The sequence below is a fragment of the Janthinobacterium sp. YR213 genome, assembly GCF_900099875.1.
Lineage (GTDB): Bacteria > Pseudomonadota > Gammaproteobacteria > Burkholderiales > Burkholderiaceae_D > Janthinobacterium > Janthinobacterium lividum.
In genome coordinates this window covers 1354338-1372946 of the sequence record NZ_FNDA01000001.1, presented here as the reverse complement: position 1 = coordinate 1372946, position 18609 = coordinate 1354338, and the positions used below count along the sequence as shown (strand labels likewise).

The following is an 18609-nucleotide window of genomic DNA, read 5'->3' as shown; positions in this document are numbered from 1 at the left end:
TATTATAAGGATGAATCAAATCAGAAACGAAGGCCAAGCGTGACGCGCGCCGTGCGGCCCGGTCCCGGCATCAGGCTCAGGGTCAGCGGATCGAGGTAGTAGCGGTCCGTCAGGTTGTCCACCGCCACGTCCAGGGTGGCGTTGGGCGTGATCTTGTAGCTGGCAAACAGGTCAGCCAGGGTGTAGGCCTGCGTCAGCACTTGCGGCGAGGTGCCTGTCCACGACTGCCAGACGGCCTTGTCGTCCTGGCGCGCGAGCGGATGGCCCACGTGCGTGAGGCGCGTGCCCACCGTGAGCTTTTCCTGCAGCCAGCGCGTACCCAGGGTCAGGTTGGCGCTCAGCTTGGGCTGGATATGGTTGCTGACATACGAGCTGGAAAAACCGATGGGCGAGCAGTCTGGCGTGTTCCAGATATCCGATTGCCACTTGCTGGCCTGGCGCAAATACGCTGCGGTGGCCGCGTCGCAGATCAGGGTCTTGCGGTTCCAGGTGCCGGAAAAATCGGCAAACACGCTACCCCGGTCATATGACGATTGCAGTTCGATCCCCGAGACGCTGTATTTGTCCGTGTTCGCCATCGAGAAATTCTGCGCGTAGGCCGGCAGGTCCGGTATCGGGCGGCGCGTGATGTAGCCATGCGTGACGTTGTCGAAATACGCGACGCGCAGACGCAGCTTGTCGGCGGCGCTCCATACGCCGTCCTTGACCAGGCTGACGCCGATTTCGCGGTTATGGCTGCGCTCCGGCTTGAGCGGCGACGAATATGTGGCGGAAAAGCCCATCGTCGATTCGTACAGGCTGGGCATGCGCAGGCCGCGCGCGTCGCGCAGGAACAGGCTGACGCTGTCGGACAGGCGCGCCGTCAGGGCGAAGGTGGGCGAGAAACCGTGGTCCTTGCGGCGGATCGGCGTGCTGTACTTGAACAGGCCGGGGATGGCGTCGCGGAAGACATAATCGTTGCCGCTCCACTGGTCCACCTGCGACAGGTCCAGCGGCGCCGGTTCCTCGCCATAGCGTTCCACCATGCCGCCCACCAGCGCGGGATTGGTGGCCGCCGTGAACTGGCCCTGCGCATCCTGGTACCATTTCGCGGCGCCGAGCTGGTCGCCGTCCTTGTCCCACATGGTGACCCATTGCCAGCCCTGCGGCTGGTACTGCTGTTCCGCGCGGCGGTTGCGGTCGCGGGAATCGAAGCGCTGGAAGCGTCCGCCCGCGTCAACGGTCAGCCAGTCGCGTACCTGCCACTGCAGCGAGGCGAATACGCTTTGCTCGTGGCGCTTGCCGTTGCGCAGCGTGTGATTGGCGTTCAAGTCTTCATCGAGGATGCGCACGCTGTCGGCCGGACCGATATCCTCGTTCTGCAGGGACAAGCCGTAATCGAGCTTGAGCGCGCCCATGCCGGTGGCGAAGCGCGAGGTGTTCGTCAGGTCGGCGCCGACGCGGCGCGCCTGGTTCTTCGCCAGGTACAGCACTTCCACGCACTCCTTGCATTCATGGTCGCCCGGATTGGCCTTGCCTTCCAGCGGATTGCTGAAGATGTCGCCGTTGCGCGACTTGCTTTGCATGTCCGTCAGCCACAGGTTGGCCTTCAGGTCGATGAGGTTCTGGCCTTCCGGCTTCCACTCGTAGCGCGCCGTCAGCGCGTTGGTGCGCACCTGGCTGGGGTCCCACTGGGGGATGCTGCCGGTGCTGTTGCGGTAGATTTGCGAGGGCATGATTTCGCCATAGCTGCTGTCGAAATAGCGGTAGCCCAGCTCCAGCTTCTGCTCGTGCGGCAGGCGCAGGTTGGCCTTCAGCAGGGCCGAGGTGGTGCGGTTGGCCGTGTTCAGCACCTCATCGCCGCGCTTGAAGAACTGCGTCACGCCATTGTCGTCGCCCCATTCGTTGAGCAGCTGATAGCGTTCGAAACCGCGCGTGCCGGAAAAATAATTGCCGATGCTGCGGTGGCTGATGGCCGCCACCAGGTCGTAGTCGTCCTGGCGCGTCGCCACGGCGATGCTGCCAAAGCCGCTGCGCGGGTCGCCCAGCTTGTTGCGGTGCGTGCGCGGCGCGCTGCCGAAATCGCCGGGTGCCGTGACGCTGTTGTCCTGGATGCCGCCGCGCAGGCGCACGCCCGTGCGCTGGCCTGCCAGCAGAATGTCTTCCGGGCGCAGGGTCTGCATGCTGACCATGCCGCCGATGGCGCCCGCGCCCTGCGCCGACAGGTTCGGGCCCTTGTCGATGCGGATGGCGCTGATCAGGTCCGGGTCGATGTAGCTGCGGTCGGCGATGCCCGCGTAGCCGCGGTAGACGGTCGACGATTGCAGGCTGCCGTCGATCAGCACGGGCACGCGGCCCTGGCCCTGCATGCCGCGCACGTTGACGTCGACGGCCCCGCTGTTGCGGCTGTCGCCCACCTGCACGCCGGCCACGCCTTTGAAGATATCGGCCGGCGAGGTGCCGCGGAAGCGCTCGATCTGTTCGCGCCCGATGTACACGGAGGCGGCCGGCGTCAGGTAGGGCAGGTCGGCCGGATCCGTGTCGTCCGCCTCGAACGTGCCGCTGCCGCCCTGGCCATTCACGCGCAGGGTGCCGATCTGCACAGCGCCGGCGGCGACAGGCGCGGGTGCGCTGATGATGATGGTCGTGCCGCCCTGCAGCTGTGCTTGCAGGCCGCTGCCGGCCAGCAGCTGGCGCAGCGCCTCGGGCAGCGAATGCCGGCCTTGCAGCGGGGCGCTGTGCCGGCCTTCGGTCAGGCGCGCATCGGCCAGCAGCACCATGCCTGCCTGGCGCGCCAGTTCGTTCAGCGCGCGGTTCAACGGTTGCGCGGGGATCTGCCATTCCACCTGCGCCACCGGCGCGGTGGCGGCATGCGTGGCGGGTGTGGCGAAGGCCAGGCCGATGGCCAGGAACAGGGGAGACAGGCGGGCGTGCAAGGGATGGCGCGGTGGAGTCATGTGCATGTTTTTCCTATGGTGATGTGGTGATCATTCATAGTTAAGACGAATGAGTATCATTTACCCTGACGTGCGGATTGATTTTATTTCGCTGCATGTTCCGGCAATCAGCGGGCGACGATATGCAGCTTGCCGTCCTGGCGCAGCAGGCGCACGGGTAGCGCCAGCGGCAGGGCGGCGGCAAATTGCGCCGGCAGCTTCGCGTCGAAGCTGCCGTTCAGGCGCAGGCCGGCCAGGGCCGGATCGCCGAGCACGAGGTTTGTGTCGCCATAGCGCTCGAATTCGGCCAGCGCTTCGGCCAGGGTGGCGTCCTCGAAATCGAGGCGCCCGGCACGCCAGTTGCCCACCGCTTGCGCGCTGACCCGGGCCAGCGTTTTCACGCCCTGCGGCGTGACGGTGACAGCGTCGCCCGCCTGCAGCACTTCAGCGCGCGCGTCGCCTTCCCCTTCCACGCGCACCGTGCCTTGCGCCACGCTGACTTGCGTGGCGGCCCCTACATGGCGCACGGAAAAATGCGTGCCCAGCACCGTGGCCGTGGCCGGCCCCGCCAGCACCTGGAATGGACGCGCCGGGTCGGCCTGCACATGGAACATGGCCTGGCCGCGCAGCAGGCGCACGGTGCGCCTGTCGCGGTACAGGGCCACGTCGACGGCGCTGCCGCTATCGAGTTCGATGCGGCTGCCATCGGGCAGGACTTGCATGGCGAACTGGCCGCGCAGCGTGCTGTAATCGTGCTGGAAGCCCGGCTGCTGCAGATGGCTGGCCAGCGGCCAGGCCAGCAGGCCGCACAGCAGCAGGCAGCCGCCGGCCAGCGCGCCGCGCGGCAACCGGCTTGCCGCCATCGGTAAATGCGCCAATCGCTGTAGCAGCGAAACAGGTGCCGCGGCGGATGAGGGCAGGGCGGGCTGGCTGAAGGCGGCCACGCGCTGGGCGGGCAGGCTGGCCAGCAGCGCGTCGGTGCGCGCCAGCGCATCCCAGGCATGCTGGTGGCGCGCGTCCGCTTCCAGCCATTGCCGCAGCGCCGCCAGTTCAGGCGCGGCCAGGCCGGCGTCGTGGCGCAGCAGCCACTGCGCGGCCTGGAAATCGATATCGTCTGCCGGTGTCGGGTTGGGTGTCATGCGCGGTCTTTTCCAGTATCGCGTTCGGGCATGCCTTTTTTACAGGCGAGCATGCCATTGATGATATGTTTTTCCACCATGTTGACGGAGATGTCCATCAGGGCGGCGATCTCGATCTGGCTCATACCTTCGAATTTGTACAGCGCGAAAGCCTGTCGGCAGCGCGGCGGCAAGGCTTCGATGATGGCCAGCAGGCGTTCCATGGTTTGCCGGTCGTGCAGCCGTTGTTCGGGTTCGTCGGCGCGTGGCGCGCGCAGCTGGAAATGCGGTGTGTCGATGTCGTCGTGGGGGCGGCGCTGGCGCAAGCGCTGTTCATCGATGGCGATGTTCTTTGCCGTCACGTACAGCAGTGCGCGCTGGCCGCTATCGGGCGCCATGTTCCCTTGCAGGGGAGCTGCGCCGCCGAGCGGCTTGCGCGCCAGGATGCGGGCGTAGGCTTCCTGCACCACGTCCTGCGCCTTGTCGCGGCAGCCGGTGGAGCGCGAAATCAAGCGCAGCAATTCCTGGTAATAGCGTTCAAGCACCGCGCGTTTCCTCGTTATCAAAGCCGGCAATGATAGCAAGCCCATCAAATAATAACAAGAATCATTCTCATCTGTATTACTGGATAACGCTGGATATTTTTGGTAATGCAGACAATAATCGGCAACAGAAGGCGCTGTGGCGGACCTTATTGGCGGGTATTATCGATTTTATCGATGCTAACTAGGTATATTTTCCGTTTTACATCGATCTTCATGCCATGCATAATCTGTTGCAACTGAAGCCAGACAATCAGCCGCATGCGCCATTCGCCTGCAGCTGCTTGCGGTTTTGACATCCTCCACTTTCTATCAGGAACCTACAATGAAAAAACTGCTCGCTTTTATCGCCGCCGCCGGCTTCTCGCTGTCCGCGTTTGCCGCTCCTGAAGTCTATGTCATCGATGGCAGCCACACCTTCCCCCGTTTCGAGTACACCCACATGGGTTTCTCGACGCAGCAAAGCCGTTTCAATAACACCACCGGCAAGGTCACCCTGGACCGCGCCGCCAAGACGGGCGCCGTCGAAGTGCTGATCGACACCAAGTCCGTCGATACGGGTTCGACCCTGTTCAACTCGCACATCCAGGGCGAAGATTTCCTCGACACGGCTAAGTTCCCGGTCGCCACCTACAAATCGACCAAGTTCAATTTTGACGGCGACAAGCTGGCGTCCGTCGACGGCAACCTGACCCTGAAAGGCGTGACCAAGCCAGTCACCCTGACCGTCACCTCGTTCACCTGCGCCCCGCACCCGATGCTGAAAAAAGACGCTTGCGGCGCCAACGCCACGGCCAAGATCAAGCGCTCGGAATTCAACGCCGGCAAATATGCGCCAGCCGTCAGCGATGATGTCACCCTGACGTTTGCCATCGAAGCCATCAAACAGTAATTGTTGGCTGCATGATGCAAAATGGCGGCGGACTTCGGTCCGTCGCCATTTTTTTGTCATTGGTAGGTCGGATTGCTGGTTACGATCACGCCAGGTGATGCACCTCCTGCTGCCCATACACGGGGGTAGTTAATCCCTCCATGCGCGCCTTCAGCTGCAGCGACAGGTATTGCGAATAGTGGCGCGACTGGTGCAGGTTACCGCCGTGGAACCACAGCGCCTGTTGTTGCGTAGGCTTCCACATATTGCGCTGTTCGCCCTCCCACGGCCCCGGGTCCTTCGTCGTGGCGGAACCGAGGCCCCACACCTTGCCCACTTTATTCGCCACCTCGGGCGAGATCAGGTCGGCCGCCCAGCCATTCATGGAACCGTAGCCGGTGGCGTACACCACCAGGTCGGCCGGCAGTTCCGTGCCGTCGGACAGCACGATGGAACGGGCTTTCAATTCCTGCACGCCGACGCCGCTTTTCAGCTTGATCTTGCCCTCGGCGACCAGCTCGGAGGCGCCCACGTCGATGTAGTAGCCGGAGCCGCGGCGCAGGTATTTCATGAACAGGCCGGAATCGTCGTCGCCGAAATCGAGCATGAAGCCCCGTTCTTCCAGGCGCGCATAAAAGTCCGCGTCGCGCTCGCGGATGGCCTTGAAGACGGGCTTCTGGAAGTCGGCCAGTATCTTGTAGGGGATCGAGGCGAACGTCAGGTCGGCCTTGGCCGTCGTCATGCCGGCGGCCAGCGCCCGTTCCGAGTACAGGTCGCCCAGCGCCAGGTCCATCAGCGAGTCCGACTTGACGATGTGCGTCGACGAGCGCTGCACCATGGTCACGTCCACGCCAGCTTCCCACAGGGCGGCGCAGATATCGTGCGCGGAATTGTTTGCGCCGATGACCACCACCTTCTTGCCGGCATACGCATCCGGCCCCGGATGCTGCGACGAGTGCTGCTGCTCGCCCTGGAATATGTCCATGCCCTTGAACTTCGGCATGTTCGCCTTGCCCGACATGCCGGTGGCCAGCACCAGCTGTTTTGGCTTGAGGGTGACGGGCTGGCCGTCGCGCAGCACTTGCACCGTCCACTCGCCGCTGGCCTCGTCGAAGCTGGCCGATTCGCAGGAAGTCGAACCCCAGTAATTGAGTTCCATCACCTTGGTGTACATCTCCAGCCAGTCGCCGACCTTGTCCTTGGGCGTGAAGACGGGCCAGTTGTCGGGGAAGGGGATGTACGGCATGTGGTCGTACCAGACGGGGTCGTGCAGGCACAAGGACTTGTAGCGCTTGCGCCAGCTGTCGCCGGGGCGCGCATTTTTCTCGATGATGATGGTGGGGACGTTCAGCTGGCGCAGCCGCGCGCCGAGCGCGATGCCCCCCTGGCCGCCGCCGATGATGACGCAGTAGGGCTGGCGCGCGTAGCCCAGTTCCGCCGCTTCCTGCTCGCGGTGCTCCAGCCAGCTGCTGCGGTTCGTGCGCGCGCCGTGTTCCGCGCCCATGGGCCGCCGGCCGCCCTTGGCTTCCTCAAAACCCTTCAATTCGCTCATGGTGGTAAGCAGGGTCCAGATATTGCCGTCGCGGATGCGGATGAAGCCCACGCCGCGCGCCACGTTCGTTTCCACCGTGATCCAGCTTTGCAGCACGCCACCGGCTTCCACCGCATGTTCGCCATCGGCGATGCGGATGGAAACGGGCTGCACGGCGCCCAGCTGGGCGGCCAGCATGGCGGCGATCTGCTCGCGGCCCTCCAGGGTTTTCAGGTTCCAGGTAAACAGCACCAGGTCGCGCCAGTAGCCGTCCTGTTCGAACAGTTGCGCGGCGCCCGTGCTGTCGCTGGCGCGAAGAAAGCCTTCGAGCTGCTCCAGGATGCCGGCCACGGCCAGGTCGTGCGGGTTGATTTCGGTTTGCATCGTGTCTCCTCCAAGTCTGCTGACTTTATGATGGGATGCGGCTGTCTTGCCGCTGACGATGTTGTAACACTGGCGTTCTGGCGCCGCATCCCGCAGCGCAGCATGGCGGCGATTGAGACGGAAATCTCAGCTTTTCGATCGGTTACTGGCGGTGCGGCGGCACGATGTGCAGCTGCTTGAGGCGCCGGTACAGGGTGGCGCGCGAGATGCCCAGCATGGCGGCAGCCTGCAGCGGACGCCATTTGGCGGCGTTCATGGCGTGGACGATGCGCGTGCGCTCGGCCAGTTCCGGCGGCGTGCAGGCCAGCACGCCCTCCGTCACAGGGGCCGTGTTCTTGACGCGTGTTCGCGCGCTGGCCTGGCGCAGCGGCGCGCGCACGCGGGCGTGCAGCCAGTTGCTGCCGCCGGCCAGGCGCAGGGACAGCAGATTGTGCCCCGCGCGCGCATCGACCAGCCGCTCGGCGCGCACTTCGAGCACCTCGTTGACGGGACGCGGCAGGACGTCCAGGCCCCCGATGACATCGCGCGCGCAGCGGTTGGCGGCGACGATGTCGCCATGCTCGTCGATGGCGAGCAGCATCTCCGGTTGCACTTCCACGAAGTGGCGGTTGCGGTGCGCCAGCAGGATGCAGCAATGGCCGTAGGACTTGAGAAAAAATCCGTCCTCGATCAGGGTCGCGCCTTGCCGCACCAGTTGTTTCACCAGGCGCTGGCTGTCGCGCGCGTCGGGCGAACTCAGGGCCGACGCATCGAGCACGCCGATCAAGTCGCCGTGCGGCGAAAAAATCGGCGCGGCGCTGCAGGTCAGGCCGGTGAACGCGGCGCGGAAATGGTCGGTCTTGTGCACGGTGATGGCTTCGTGGTCGAGCAGCACGGAGGCGATGCCGCACGTGCCTTCCTCCTCTTCCGACCAGCACGAACCGGGATACAGGCCCGCCTTCTTGAAATCCTTGCGCTGGTCCGTGTCGACCGCGTAGTCGATTGTCACGCCGCGCGCATTGGCGAGGATGACGCAATAGCCCGCTTCGCGCACCATGGCGTGCAGGCGCGGCAGGCACTGGCCCGTGGAGCGCAGAAAATTTTCCTCGGACTGCTGGATGGCGCGCAGTTCGGCGCTTGTCAGGATGCGCGGCCCTGTCGTCGAGGCGGGGTCGAGCCGGTAGTCGTCCAGCGAGCGCCGGTACGACGAGGCCAGCCTGGCCGTATCGGCTCCCGGATTGACGATACGGCCGGCGATCAGGTCGCGCACGCGGTCGATATGGCTGGTCTGGCGGACGTAGGGCATGGCGCTCTCCAATGTCTCGGTATCTGGTGTTGTGATGGTCTTTCCGTTTGTAGCACGAAGCGCCGGCACATGCATGCCGCATTGCAGCATGGGACTGCCGTGAGACGTTTGTCTCACCACGGCCGCACCGCACGATAGGATGCCTTACAACAAGAGCATCTCTGATAACATTCGCTCAAATTGACAGTCAGCCAGCGCAAGGGATATCTATGGCAATGCAAGCGATGTTCCTGGTACGCAGAACGATGGTGCTGGCCCTGCTGGGCTGGAGCGCCGCCTGCGGCGCCGCCGGCCAGCTCGACCCCGATGGCCAGAGCAGCATGGAAAAGGAAGTGGCCCGGCGCGCCGCCGTCGAGCCGGCCATCGGCGCCGACTGGCAAGTGACGCGTTCCGTCGAAGCGGGCGTGCAAGTGGCAGGCGAGAGCAATCTGTTCTGGAAGCTGTCGAATACGCCGGCGCGCAATCCCGGCTTCGATTTCCATCCCTACTGGTACGAGTTCTATGTCAAGCCGGCGCTCGGCTTCAAGCGCAATCTGGGCGACGGCAAGCAGCTGTATGCGCGCGTGTCCGCCGTCGGCTCGGGCACCTTGCGCCACGACCCTTTTGGCGCGGGCGATACGGGCCGCATCTCGATCGAGGAATTCGTCGCCGGCATCCGCATGCCGCTCGGCGGCACGCGCGCCACCCTCGACCTGTCGGCCGGCGCACAGAATTTCACGCTGGGCACGGGCATGCTGGTCGCCAATGGCGGCTCGAACGGCTTTGACCGTGGCGCGCTGAAGCTGGGACCGCGCAAGGCCTTCCAGAATTCCGTGGTGGCCAAAATAAGCCAGGATGCGCTCAGCGCCCAGGCGTTCTATCTCGACCCGAATGAAAACCCCGACAATGATTCGGGCACGCGCGTCGTCGGCGTTGACGTCAGCTACGCGCCCGCGAACGACCGCAAGGCCGGCATCGCGTATGGCAAGGCGCCCCGTTCGCATGCCGCGTATCCGCAGGCGGCGCCGGGCGGCATCGGCGCGCCGCTGGCGGTGCCTGACGGCCGCAAGGACCTGCAGTTCGTGCATGGCTATGCGCGCGTGCCCGTACTGCCCTCCGTGCTGCCGAAAGGCTGGTTCGGCATCGACGCGGCGCGCGAATGGAACACGCGCGAGCCGATGCGGGCCTGGGGCTGGCGCACGGAAGGGGGCTTTTCGCTGCCCGACGTGGCGTGGACGCCGAAGTTCACCCTCGGCTACCAGAGCTTTTCCGGCGACGATCCGCGCACGGCGCGCAACGAGCGCTTCGATCCGCTGTTTTTCGAAGGCACGCCGGGCGCCTGGGCTTCGGGCAGCAAGGCGACCTGGGTCTTTGTCAATGCCAACGTGAATGCGCTGCAGGCCACCATCGAGCTTCACCCGACGCCGAAAGACACAGTGACCGCTTACCTGGCCCAGGTACGCGCCAACCGGATGGGCAGCCCGCTGCAGTTCGGCCAGGCGACGCGCCTCGATGTGCCGGGCGACGCGCCCGTGGTGATCTCCGGCGTGCTGCGTCCGATGCTGGCGAACGATGTCTTCGTCAAGTATGTGCGCGTCGTCAACCCGAATACCTACCTGACCCTGGGCTTCAGCGCCTCGTTCGCGCAGTCCGGCGTGAACCAGCTGGTGAACGGGCAGGCCCGGACCTGGACGGGATGGCTGGCCAACGTCGTATGGGTATATTAAGTATTCCGTTTATCAAGGAGAGCATCACATGAACGATTTCCCCAGCATGAAACGTATGGCCCTGGCCGCAGCCTGCCTTACGCTGGCTGCCAGCGCCCATGCGGCAGCGCCGCTGTCTGCCGCCGCCAGCGACCCGGCTACACTGCAATGGATGGTGGGCGCGCCGCCGCCGGCCGATAAGATCATCCGCTTCGACGATGGCAGCTATTTCAATTTCCCCCAGCTGCGCTGGAGCGTGTCGCATTTCCGCCAGCTGATGCCGACGGTGGCAGTGGCGCGCGGCCTGAAAGCGCCCGTGCCTTTGCCGCGCGCGCTGCGCAGCGATATCGACAGCCTGCGCTTTACGCCCCTGGGCGCGAAGGACACGATGACCTGGGAGCAGTCGCTGGGCGCCAACTACACGGATGGCATCGTCGTGCTGCACCGGGGCCGCATCGTGTATGAACGCTATTTCGGCGTATTGAAGGAGAGCGGCCAGCACGGCGCCATGTCCGTGACGAAGTCCGTCATGGGCACCATCGGCGCGGCCCTGGTGGCCGAAGGCAAGCTCGATCCAGGCAGGAAAGTGGCCGAGTATGTGCCGGAACTGGCGAAGTCCGCGTTTGGCGACGCCACCGTGCGCCAGGTGCTCGACATGACCACGGGCCTGAAATTCAGCGAAGATTACGCGGACCCGAAAGCGGAAGTATGGCAGCACGCGGCGGCCGGCAGCCCGCTGCCCAAGCCGAAGGATTACACGGGGCCGCGCAGTTATTTCGAGTATCTGCAGACGGTGCGGCACGAGGGCAGGCATGGCGAGGGCTTCGGCTATCGCACGGTCAACTCCGACGTGTTGGGCTGGATCATCGCCCGCGTCACGGGGCAGAACGTCAACGAATACCTGTCCGAGCATATCTGGCAAAAGCTGGGGGCCGAGCAGGATGCCTACATGACGGTCGATTCGACGGGCACGCCGTTTGCCGGCGGTGGCTTGAATGCGGGCTTGCGTGACCTGGCCCGCTTCGGCGAGATGCTGCGCAACGATGGCCGCTACAACGGCCAGCAAATCATCCCCCGCGCGGCCGTCGACGATATCCGCCGCGGCGGCGACAAACAGCTGTTCGCCAAGGGCGGCTATGATTTGCTCAAGGGCTGGAGCTACCGCGACATGTGGTGGGTCACGCATAACGACCATGGCGCCTACATGGCGCGCGGCGTGTACGGCCAGCGCATCTACATCGACCCGAAGGCGGAAATGGTGATCGTGCGTTTCGCCTCCACGCCGACGGCGGCCAACGCGGCCAACGACCCGACCACCACGCCGGCCTTCGAGGCGCTGGGCAAGTTGTTGCTGGCCAAGCCGAAGTAATCTGCGGACGGGCCCGTGCCAGCCGTGCGGCGGAACGGGCGCAACTGCAATACACTATCCTTTCGTCATTATTTGTTGCTTGAATGGTATTCATGCAGCGCACGCAAGGGGAAGCACCGTGGAAACCAGCCAGCAGGACCAACCGCGCCCGCCGCTCTGGCGGCGCCTGCTGTGGCCGGTCACCCAGCTGGGCTCGGCCTTCAAGCTGACGGGCACGCACCTGCTGCACCACGTGATCGGCGCCAGCCTGATCGCCGCGCTGATGCTGGCGCTGGAAGGTTTTCACGTGCTCGAATGGCTCGATGCGGCCATGCTGCGCGCCAGCGCGGAACAGGGGCAACTGCTAAACCGGGGCAAGGACCCGGGCGCCGCCTATCGGCCCGGCATCATCGAAATCGACCAGCCCGCGTTCGAACAGGTCTTCGACGAGCGTGAACCACTGGAACGCACGCGCCTGGAACAATTGATCGCCAGCGCCGCAGCGCGCGGCAGCAAGGTGCTGGCCATCGACCTGGACCTGGCGCCAGCCGTGTACGAGCAGCACAAGGCGGGCGAGCGGCCGCTGGACCGCCTGCTCGACCGGCTGGCCGCCGATGGCCGGCGACTGGTGCTGATCCTGCCCGAGCAATCGGACCGCAATGCGAACCTGCCGTGGATACGTGCGCGCTGCGCCGCCGGCATCCACTTTGCCAGCCCGCGGATCCGCGAACGCATGGGCGCCGTCACGCGCATCGAGCTGAAAAGCCCCGTGCTGGCGGCCGTGGCCTTCGAGCTGGCGCATGGCGCCGACGAGCAGGAGCAGAAGCAACCCATGCCGGCCGCCCTGTCCGAGCAAAAGGAAGTGGTGGCGCTGGCTGGCCGCGTGTGCCAACTGGCGCGGCGTACGGGCAGCGAAAAGGAGTTGGCGCGCTGGGCGTTCGAGCCCGTCATCCGCGGCGACGCCAAGGCGGCGGCAGAACAGAACGCCGTCACCGCACCGTTTCACCCGGCCGCCGTGGCGCCGGCATTCCTGAATCCCACGCGCACGCGCGTGAAACTGATCGATGGCCAGGCCGGCGTGGAGGCCGTGGCATTGCGCAAGAATGTCGTGTATCTCGGCAGCACGTATGACGTGCGCGACCGCTACACGACGGCCGAAGGCGAGCAGGCCAGCCTGCACCTGCATGCGGCCGCCCACACGTCGCTGGGCATCGGCACGGCCGACGTCAACAAATATGCGGTGTTCGTGGCTGACATCGTCATCGGCGTGCTGCTGGGCTGCCTGTTCGGCGGCCTGTGGACCTTATACGGCCGCGCCGAGCTGGCCATCGACCGGCGCATGGAAGACCACGATTTCAGCCGCCTGCACCGCATGGGCACGCTGGCGGAATTCTATGGCATCCGCCTGATGCTGGTGCTGGTGTGGGCCTCGCCGTTTGCCATCGGCGCACTGGCCATCTACCTGTCGCGCGGCTTGCTGGAGCAGGGCTGGTGGGTCAACCCCGGCCCCCTGATCGCCGGCATGTTCCTGCACGCGATGTCGCTGCGCGACGAAGCCCACCATCCGCACGAGGAAGTGCCGGGCCTGTCCGTGTGGGCCCAGCTGCGCCGCACGCATCCGGGCATCGTGCTGGTGCAGGCGCCGCTGGCGGTGGTGCTGTTGGTGGTGGCGCTGGTGTAGCGAGATGGCAGTTGATTAATTGATCAGCTTCAAGCCCGGCGGCAGCGCCTCGCCCAGCATGCGTTTCGTGTTCGCTTCGTCCAGCTGCGTCACTTCGCTGACCATCGCTTGCCACAGGGGCGGGGCGCCCACGGCTTTCAGGCGGGCCAGGATGGTGGCGCGCAGCTCGTCGCCGATGTCGCGCGAGCGGTCGCCCGTCATGCGTGCCAGGTGGGTGGCGGCGAAGGCGGCCGGTTCCACTTTTTTCCAGTCCAGCGCCAGCAGCACGTGCAGCCAGTCGGCCACGCTGGCGCTGTCGACCACTTCGTGCGCGCTGCCGTGGAAGGGCTGGCGCGCGCCGACCCTGGCCAGCGCCCACAGGGTATTCGTATCGGCCGCTTCCCCCTTCTTGCTGGCTTTCTCCAGCCGCTTGATCAGCCAGACGCCCACTTCGGCCTTGTAGGCGCCGGGGATGCGCTCGAGCGACGCGCCCAGGCGCAGCATGTCGTCGTCGCTACCGTTGACCAGGGTGACGGGGCGGCTGCCGCGCTGGGCCGCATCGGCTTGCAGGTTGAAGGCGAAGTCGTCGAGCAGGCGCAGTTGCTGCTCGGGGTTCAAGCCGCCGGCCACCCGGCGCCACAGGGTCCACCATTCGGCGCACACCTGGTTGTCCTTGTGATGCTGCACGCCCGTGTCGAACAGGGCCCACAGCTGCTCGATGCGCCACGGGTCCAGCGCGTCGCCATAGCCGGGCCGCAAACAGTAGCCGGCCAGGTTCAGCCAGACACGTTCATGCTCGGCGGAGCGGCGCCGGCCACGGGCGCGCAGCAGCAGGGCGTCGAACAGCTGGCGCAGCAGGGGAGTCTCCCAGCTTTCGCGTCCGCCCAGCCCCCGTTCCAGGTGCTGGCGCAGCTGCCGCACTTCCTTGGCTTCGACCTTTTGCGCCTTGCCGCCGAAGATGCGCTCGATCTTCTCGACCGCTTCTTTCACGCGTGGCGAAACGGCTTGAGCCTCGCCATCTCCTTGCTCTTCCTGCCCAGCGCGCAACTGGAATTCCAGCAGCCAGCGCTGGCAGGCATCCGCTGCGGCCACGCAATGCACTTCCAAAGTCCCTACCTCGGTCATGACTGTCGCCAGCTGCACGGTGATTTCGCGCTTGTCACTGGCATCCTGTTTGTCGTGCAGCACGCTGGCCAGCGGCGGCAGGCGCAAGTATTCTCCGGCGTCCAGGTCGACGATTTCGCCCAGTTGCGGCGGCGTGCCCGCCTCAAAGAGGGACGTGGCCAGGTGGAAGCGCACGGGCCTGCCCAGGCGCAGCGCGAACAGCCGTTCGGTCAGGCGGATTTCCTCGCCGCTGGCGCTGCCACGGGGCAGGATGCAGACGGCGCGCTTGTCCTTGCCCGCTTCGCCCAGCACGAGGAAATAGCTGCGCGGCGAGCCGCCGCCGATGCGCGGCGCCTGGCCGCACCGGGCCAGCGCGTAGGCGACGGCGCCACGGGCCACGGCCACGTCTGGATTGTCATTGTGCAGGATGGTCAAGGGCTGACCACGCCAGTGCGCCAGGGTCTCGGCCAGGCGGCGCGCCAGCGCGTCGGCGCGGAACACGCCGCCATTGAGCAGCAGGGTATCGGGCAGTGCGCCCTGATGTTGTTGTAGAAAGCTGGCCAGGTGGCGCGTGATGGCCGCGTCCTGCGCATACGGCAGGCCGAATTCGACGATGCCGGCGCGGCCCTTTCTCGCCACCTCGCTCAGTTCCACCTTCGGGAAGAAGCCGTCGACCACCATGGCCGCCACTTCCTCGCGCGTGACGTCGGCGGAACGGCTGCCGCCGATCAGACGAGATCCTGCGCCCAGCAGGGTGACGGTGGCACTCTCCGGCGCATCGTTCGACAGCAGCAATTCCTTGGCGGCGCGGCAGCGTTCCATCAGCTGCGACAAGCGCGCGGCCGATAGCTTCATGCCGCCTTCGCTGCCTGCCGCCATGCGCGTTTCCACCAGGTGGGCCAGCGCCAGGTCCATATTGTCGCCGCCGAGTATCAAATGATTGCCCACGCTGCTGCGCGTGAGCTGCGGTTCGCCGTCGTCATCGAAGTCCACGTCGATCAGGCTGAAATCCGTGGTGCCGCCGCCCACGTCGCAGACTAAAATGCGACGCGTATCGGCCAGGTCCTCCCGCAGGGTGGCGTGCTGGCGCTGCAGGAAGTCATAAAAGGCCGCCTGCGGTTCTTCTACCAATCGTAGCGCAGGCAAGCCCGCCATGAGGGCCGCTTCCAGGGTGAGTGCGCGCGCACCCTCGTCGAACGAGGCGGGGATGGTCAGCACCAGTTCCTGTTCTTCCAGCGGAGAATCCGGGAAGCGGTGATTCCACGCGGCGCGTACATACGCGAGATAGCTGGCGCTGGCCGCGACAGGCGACACCTTGGCCACGTCGGCCTCGGCGCCCCACGGCAGGATGGGCGCCTGGCGGTCCACGTTCGCGTGCGACAGCCAGCTCTTCGCGCTGGAAACGAGGCGGCCCGGCACCTGGGCGCCGAGCTGGCGCGCCAGAGCGCCCAGCACGGCATGCTCCAGGTCCTGCTGCTGCCATGGCAGCTGCAAGTCGCCCGCCGCCAGTTCGCCGGCGGCAGGGTGGTAGCGCAAGGACGGCAGCAGGGGGCGTGCGCCCACTTCGCCGGGAGCGACCAGCTGCTCGATGGCGAACAGCTCGATGCCCGCCTGCATATCGGCTGCATTGGCCGCATTGGCATAGGCGACCACCGTGTTGGTGGTGCCCAGGTCGATGCCGACCAGGAAGGCCGGCTTGCCCACTGCGCTGCGCATGCCTATTGCTGCGGCGTGCCGCGCACGTCGAATTCCACCTTCCAGCGCTCGGCGCCATCAGGGGAGACGGCCAGCAGCTCCAGCGTGCCCGCTTCCGTCACGCGCGCGTGCAGCTTGACTTGCACCACGTCGCCGGCCTGACGGCCTTCGGCGGACAAGGTCGCCTGGATTTCGCTCAGCTCCTGCAATTCATCGGGGCCCCAGAAATCGAGCAAGTCGCCGATCTGGTCGTTGCGCCGCGTGGACGAGGCGAAGAAGCGGAAGTGCACGGGTTCGCCCACGACCAGGCCGAATTGCTGGCCTGGCAATTCCAGTTCGCTGCCTTCTTCCATGCCGAACGGCGCCACGCACAGGGCCTGGATAGGCGGCTCCATGCCGGGGATGGCCGGCATGGCCGACTCGATGGCGACATAAAAGGCGCTGGCCGTGCCGCCGCGGATGCGCACGCCATGGCCGCGCCGCACGTAGCTGTAGTAGGCCGCGCCGCGCGCCACGGCCAGGTCCAGGTCGGCCCCGGCCAGCATGCGCGCCGGTTCCGCGCCTTCCATGTACAGCCAGTCGTTGACGGTGGCCATGATGCGCTGCACCAGCAGGTCCGACTTGAAGACGCCGCCGTTGAACAGCACGGCCGTCGGGTGCAGGAAGCTGGCGCCGTCCACCTGGCGGCCGGCAAAGCCTTCCAGCTCGCTGGTGGCCGCCACCTGGCGGCCCAGGAACGCGGCCAGGTGGCGCGTGATGGCCGCATCCTGCGCATACGGCAAGCCCAGTTGCGTCAGGCCGGCGCGCGTGCGCACGGCAGGACGGCTCGATGCTTCCACTTGCGGGAAGAAGCCGTCGAGGATGAAGGTGGACACTTCCGCGCGCGTCAGTTCCGTGCGGATGGAGCCGCCGATCAGTTTCGAACCGCGGCTCGGCACGACGATGGGCGCCACATCGAGGCCGCTGTCGGCCAGCAGGCTTTCCTTGGCGCTGCGGCAGCCATAGGTCAGCGCGCGCATTTGCCAGGCGTCCAGCTGGGTGCCGTTGACGGCCAGCTTGCGGGCCACCAGGTGGGCCAGCGCCAGGTCCATATTGTCGCCGCCCAGCAGGATATGTTCACCGACGGCCACGCGGTGCGGTTCCAGCACGCCGTCGCGCTCGAGGACGGCGATCAGCGAAAAGTCGCTGGTGCCGCCGCCCACGTCGACCACCAGGATGATGTCGCCCGGCTTGACTTCCTTGCGCCAGCGGCCTTCGCTGGTCTGGATCCAGCTGTACAGGGCCGCTTGCGGCTCTTCCAGCAAGGTCAATGAGGAATAACCGGCCGCCTGCGCCGCTTCCATCGTCAACTCGCGCGCTGCCGGGTCGAACGAGGCGGGAATGGTGACGGTGATTTCCTGCTCGGCGAACGGCGCTTGCGGGTGGGCGTTGTCCCAGGCCTGGCGCAAGTGCGTCAGATAGCGCGTGGCGGCCGTGATGGGCGAAATGCGCGCGACTTCGGCCGGCGCGTCGTTCGGCAAGATCGCCGCGCGGCGGTCCACGCCCGGGTGGCACAGCCAGCTTTTCGCGCTCGACACCAAACGGATCGGCGTGGTAGCGCCGCGGCTGCGGGCCATTTCGCCAACGACGAACGGCGCTTCGGCTTCCTCGGTGACCCAGGGCAGGGCCAGGTCGCCCGCCGCCACTTCATCGGCGTGCGGCAGGTAGACGAACGATGGCAGCAGCGACAGCTCTTCGACGGTGCCCGGCGCCGACAGTTGCGGCACTTTCAGCACGCCATGGCTGGACTTTTCGCCGTCGCTCTCGACCAGGTTGACATATGACAGGGCGCTGTGGGTGGTGCCCAGGTCGATGCCGATGGCGTAGCGCGGGGTAGGGTTGATCGCGTCGCTCACAGTTCCACCTCGGCCGGTGCCAGGATGGCGGCGTCGTGCTGCTCGCTCAGTTTCGGCAGGCGCACGCTGGAGGCGCGCCAGCCGCGGTGGCTGAGGGTACCCGTGAACGGCGCGGAGCCGACTACATTGCCCGTCAGGCGTACCTGGGCGGAGTCAAAACCTTCCTGCAGGACGATGCGGCTGCCCTCGGCTTCCTGGCGCACGGCCTCGATGGTGAAATACTCGCGCATGACCTTGGCGCAGCCTTCATGCACCACGCGGGCGGCCGCGCCGATATCGGCATCGGCATGGCTGCCCAGGTTTTCCTGGGTGAAGTCGATCAATCGCGCTTCGCGTTGCAGCAGGGCCAGCAATTGCAGGGCCGCGTCCGGCGTCGCTTCCTTCAAAATGACGGGCGCGGCGGCTGGCGCCGGGGCAGGGGCCACTGGCGCGACGGGAGCGGCGGGCGCCGCCTCGGGCAAGGCCAGCTTTTCCACGCGGGCCGCATAGGCGGCGTCCGACAGGGTGCTGAAGAAGGCGCCGAAAGCCAGCGGGACACGGCGCCAGAACGATGGGTGCGACGATGATGTGCTCATA

At 66.0% G+C, this 18609-nt stretch carries 12 protein-coding genes; 4 read left to right on the top strand and 8 right to left on the bottom strand.

What is annotated here, in order from left to right; all coding sequences use genetic code 11:
• Positions 1-20 precede the first annotated feature (20 nt).
• The 3 genes from BLT98_RS05995 to BLT98_RS05985 all read right to left on the bottom strand — a co-directional run bounded on the left by BLT98_RS05995 (position 21) and on the right by BLT98_RS05985 (position 4578).
• Complete coding sequence (locus tag BLT98_RS05995) at positions 21-2942, bottom strand: TonB-dependent receptor (RefSeq protein ID WP_092605930.1); 2922 nt, start codon at positions 2940-2942, stop codon at positions 21-23.
• A gap of 101 nt (positions 2943-3043) precedes the next feature.
• Positions 3044-4054 carry a FecR family protein gene (locus BLT98_RS05990; protein ID WP_092605928.1) on the bottom strand — a complete coding sequence of 337 codons (1011 nt, stop codon included), beginning with the start codon at positions 4052-4054 and terminating at the stop codon, positions 3044-3046.
• Positions 4051-4578, bottom strand: a complete 528-nt coding sequence (locus BLT98_RS05985) for an RNA polymerase sigma factor (RefSeq protein ID WP_092605926.1) — start codon at positions 4576-4578, stop codon at positions 4051-4053. The genes BLT98_RS05990 and BLT98_RS05985 overlap by 4 nt, the downstream gene beginning before the upstream one ends.
• A gap of 322 nt (positions 4579-4900) precedes the next feature.
• Between BLT98_RS05985 and BLT98_RS05980 the strand changes: the two genes are divergently transcribed.
• Positions 4901-5467 (top strand): YceI family protein, encoded by a 567-nt coding sequence (locus tag BLT98_RS05980; RefSeq protein WP_034779171.1) that lies wholly within the window; start codon positions 4901-4903, stop codon positions 5465-5467.
• 85 nt (positions 5468-5552) lie between these two features.
• Here BLT98_RS05980 and BLT98_RS05975 read toward each other — a convergent pair whose 3' ends face one another.
• Positions 5553-7361 carry an NAD(P)/FAD-dependent oxidoreductase gene (locus tag BLT98_RS05975; RefSeq protein ID WP_092605924.1) on the bottom strand — a complete coding sequence of 603 codons (1809 nt, stop codon included), beginning with the start codon at positions 7359-7361 and terminating at the stop codon, positions 5553-5555.
• 142 nt (positions 7362-7503) lie between these two features.
• Positions 7504-8646 (bottom strand): sigma-54-dependent Fis family transcriptional regulator, encoded by a 1143-nt coding sequence (locus BLT98_RS05970; RefSeq protein WP_092605922.1) that lies wholly within the window; start codon positions 8644-8646, stop codon positions 7504-7506.
• Between the two features lie 209 nt (positions 8647-8855).
• On the opposite strand from BLT98_RS05970, the gene BLT98_RS05965 reads away from it, so the two are divergent.
• From BLT98_RS05965 to BLT98_RS05955, 3 genes are all read left to right on the top strand, one after another.
• On the top strand, positions 8856-10352 hold the full coding sequence (locus BLT98_RS05965; RefSeq protein WP_092605920.1) for an alginate export family protein: 1497 nt from the start codon (positions 8856-8858) through the stop codon (positions 10350-10352).
• 151 nt (positions 10353-10503) lie between these two features.
• Entirely contained in the window at positions 10504-11700 is a 1197-nt protein-coding gene (locus BLT98_RS05960; RefSeq protein WP_244517439.1) for a serine hydrolase domain-containing protein, read from the top strand.
• A gap of 118 nt (positions 11701-11818) precedes the next feature.
• Entirely contained in the window at positions 11819-13360 is a 1542-nt protein-coding gene (locus BLT98_RS05955; RefSeq protein WP_092605918.1) for a CHASE2 domain-containing protein, read from the top strand.
• 15 nt (positions 13361-13375) lie between these two features.
• Here BLT98_RS05955 and BLT98_RS05950 read toward each other — a convergent pair whose 3' ends face one another.
• The 3 genes from BLT98_RS05950 to BLT98_RS05940 are packed head-to-tail and all read right to left on the bottom strand — an operon-like array spanning position 13376 to position 18608.
• Positions 13376-16159 (bottom strand): Hsp70 family protein, encoded by a 2784-nt coding sequence (locus BLT98_RS05950; RefSeq protein WP_092605915.1) that lies wholly within the window; start codon positions 16157-16159, stop codon positions 13376-13378.
• A gap of 2 nt (positions 16160-16161) precedes the next feature.
• On the bottom strand, positions 16162-18033 hold the full coding sequence (locus BLT98_RS05945) for an Hsp70 family protein (protein ID WP_244517404.1): 1872 nt from the start codon (positions 18031-18033) through the stop codon (positions 16162-16164).
• A complete protein-coding gene (locus tag BLT98_RS05940; protein ID WP_070254543.1) occupies positions 18030-18608 on the bottom strand; it encodes a DUF2760 domain-containing protein in 579 nt (192 codons plus the stop codon). Before BLT98_RS05940 ends, BLT98_RS05945 begins: the two co-directional genes overlap by 4 nt.
• Between the last annotated feature and the right edge of the window lies 1 nt (position 18609).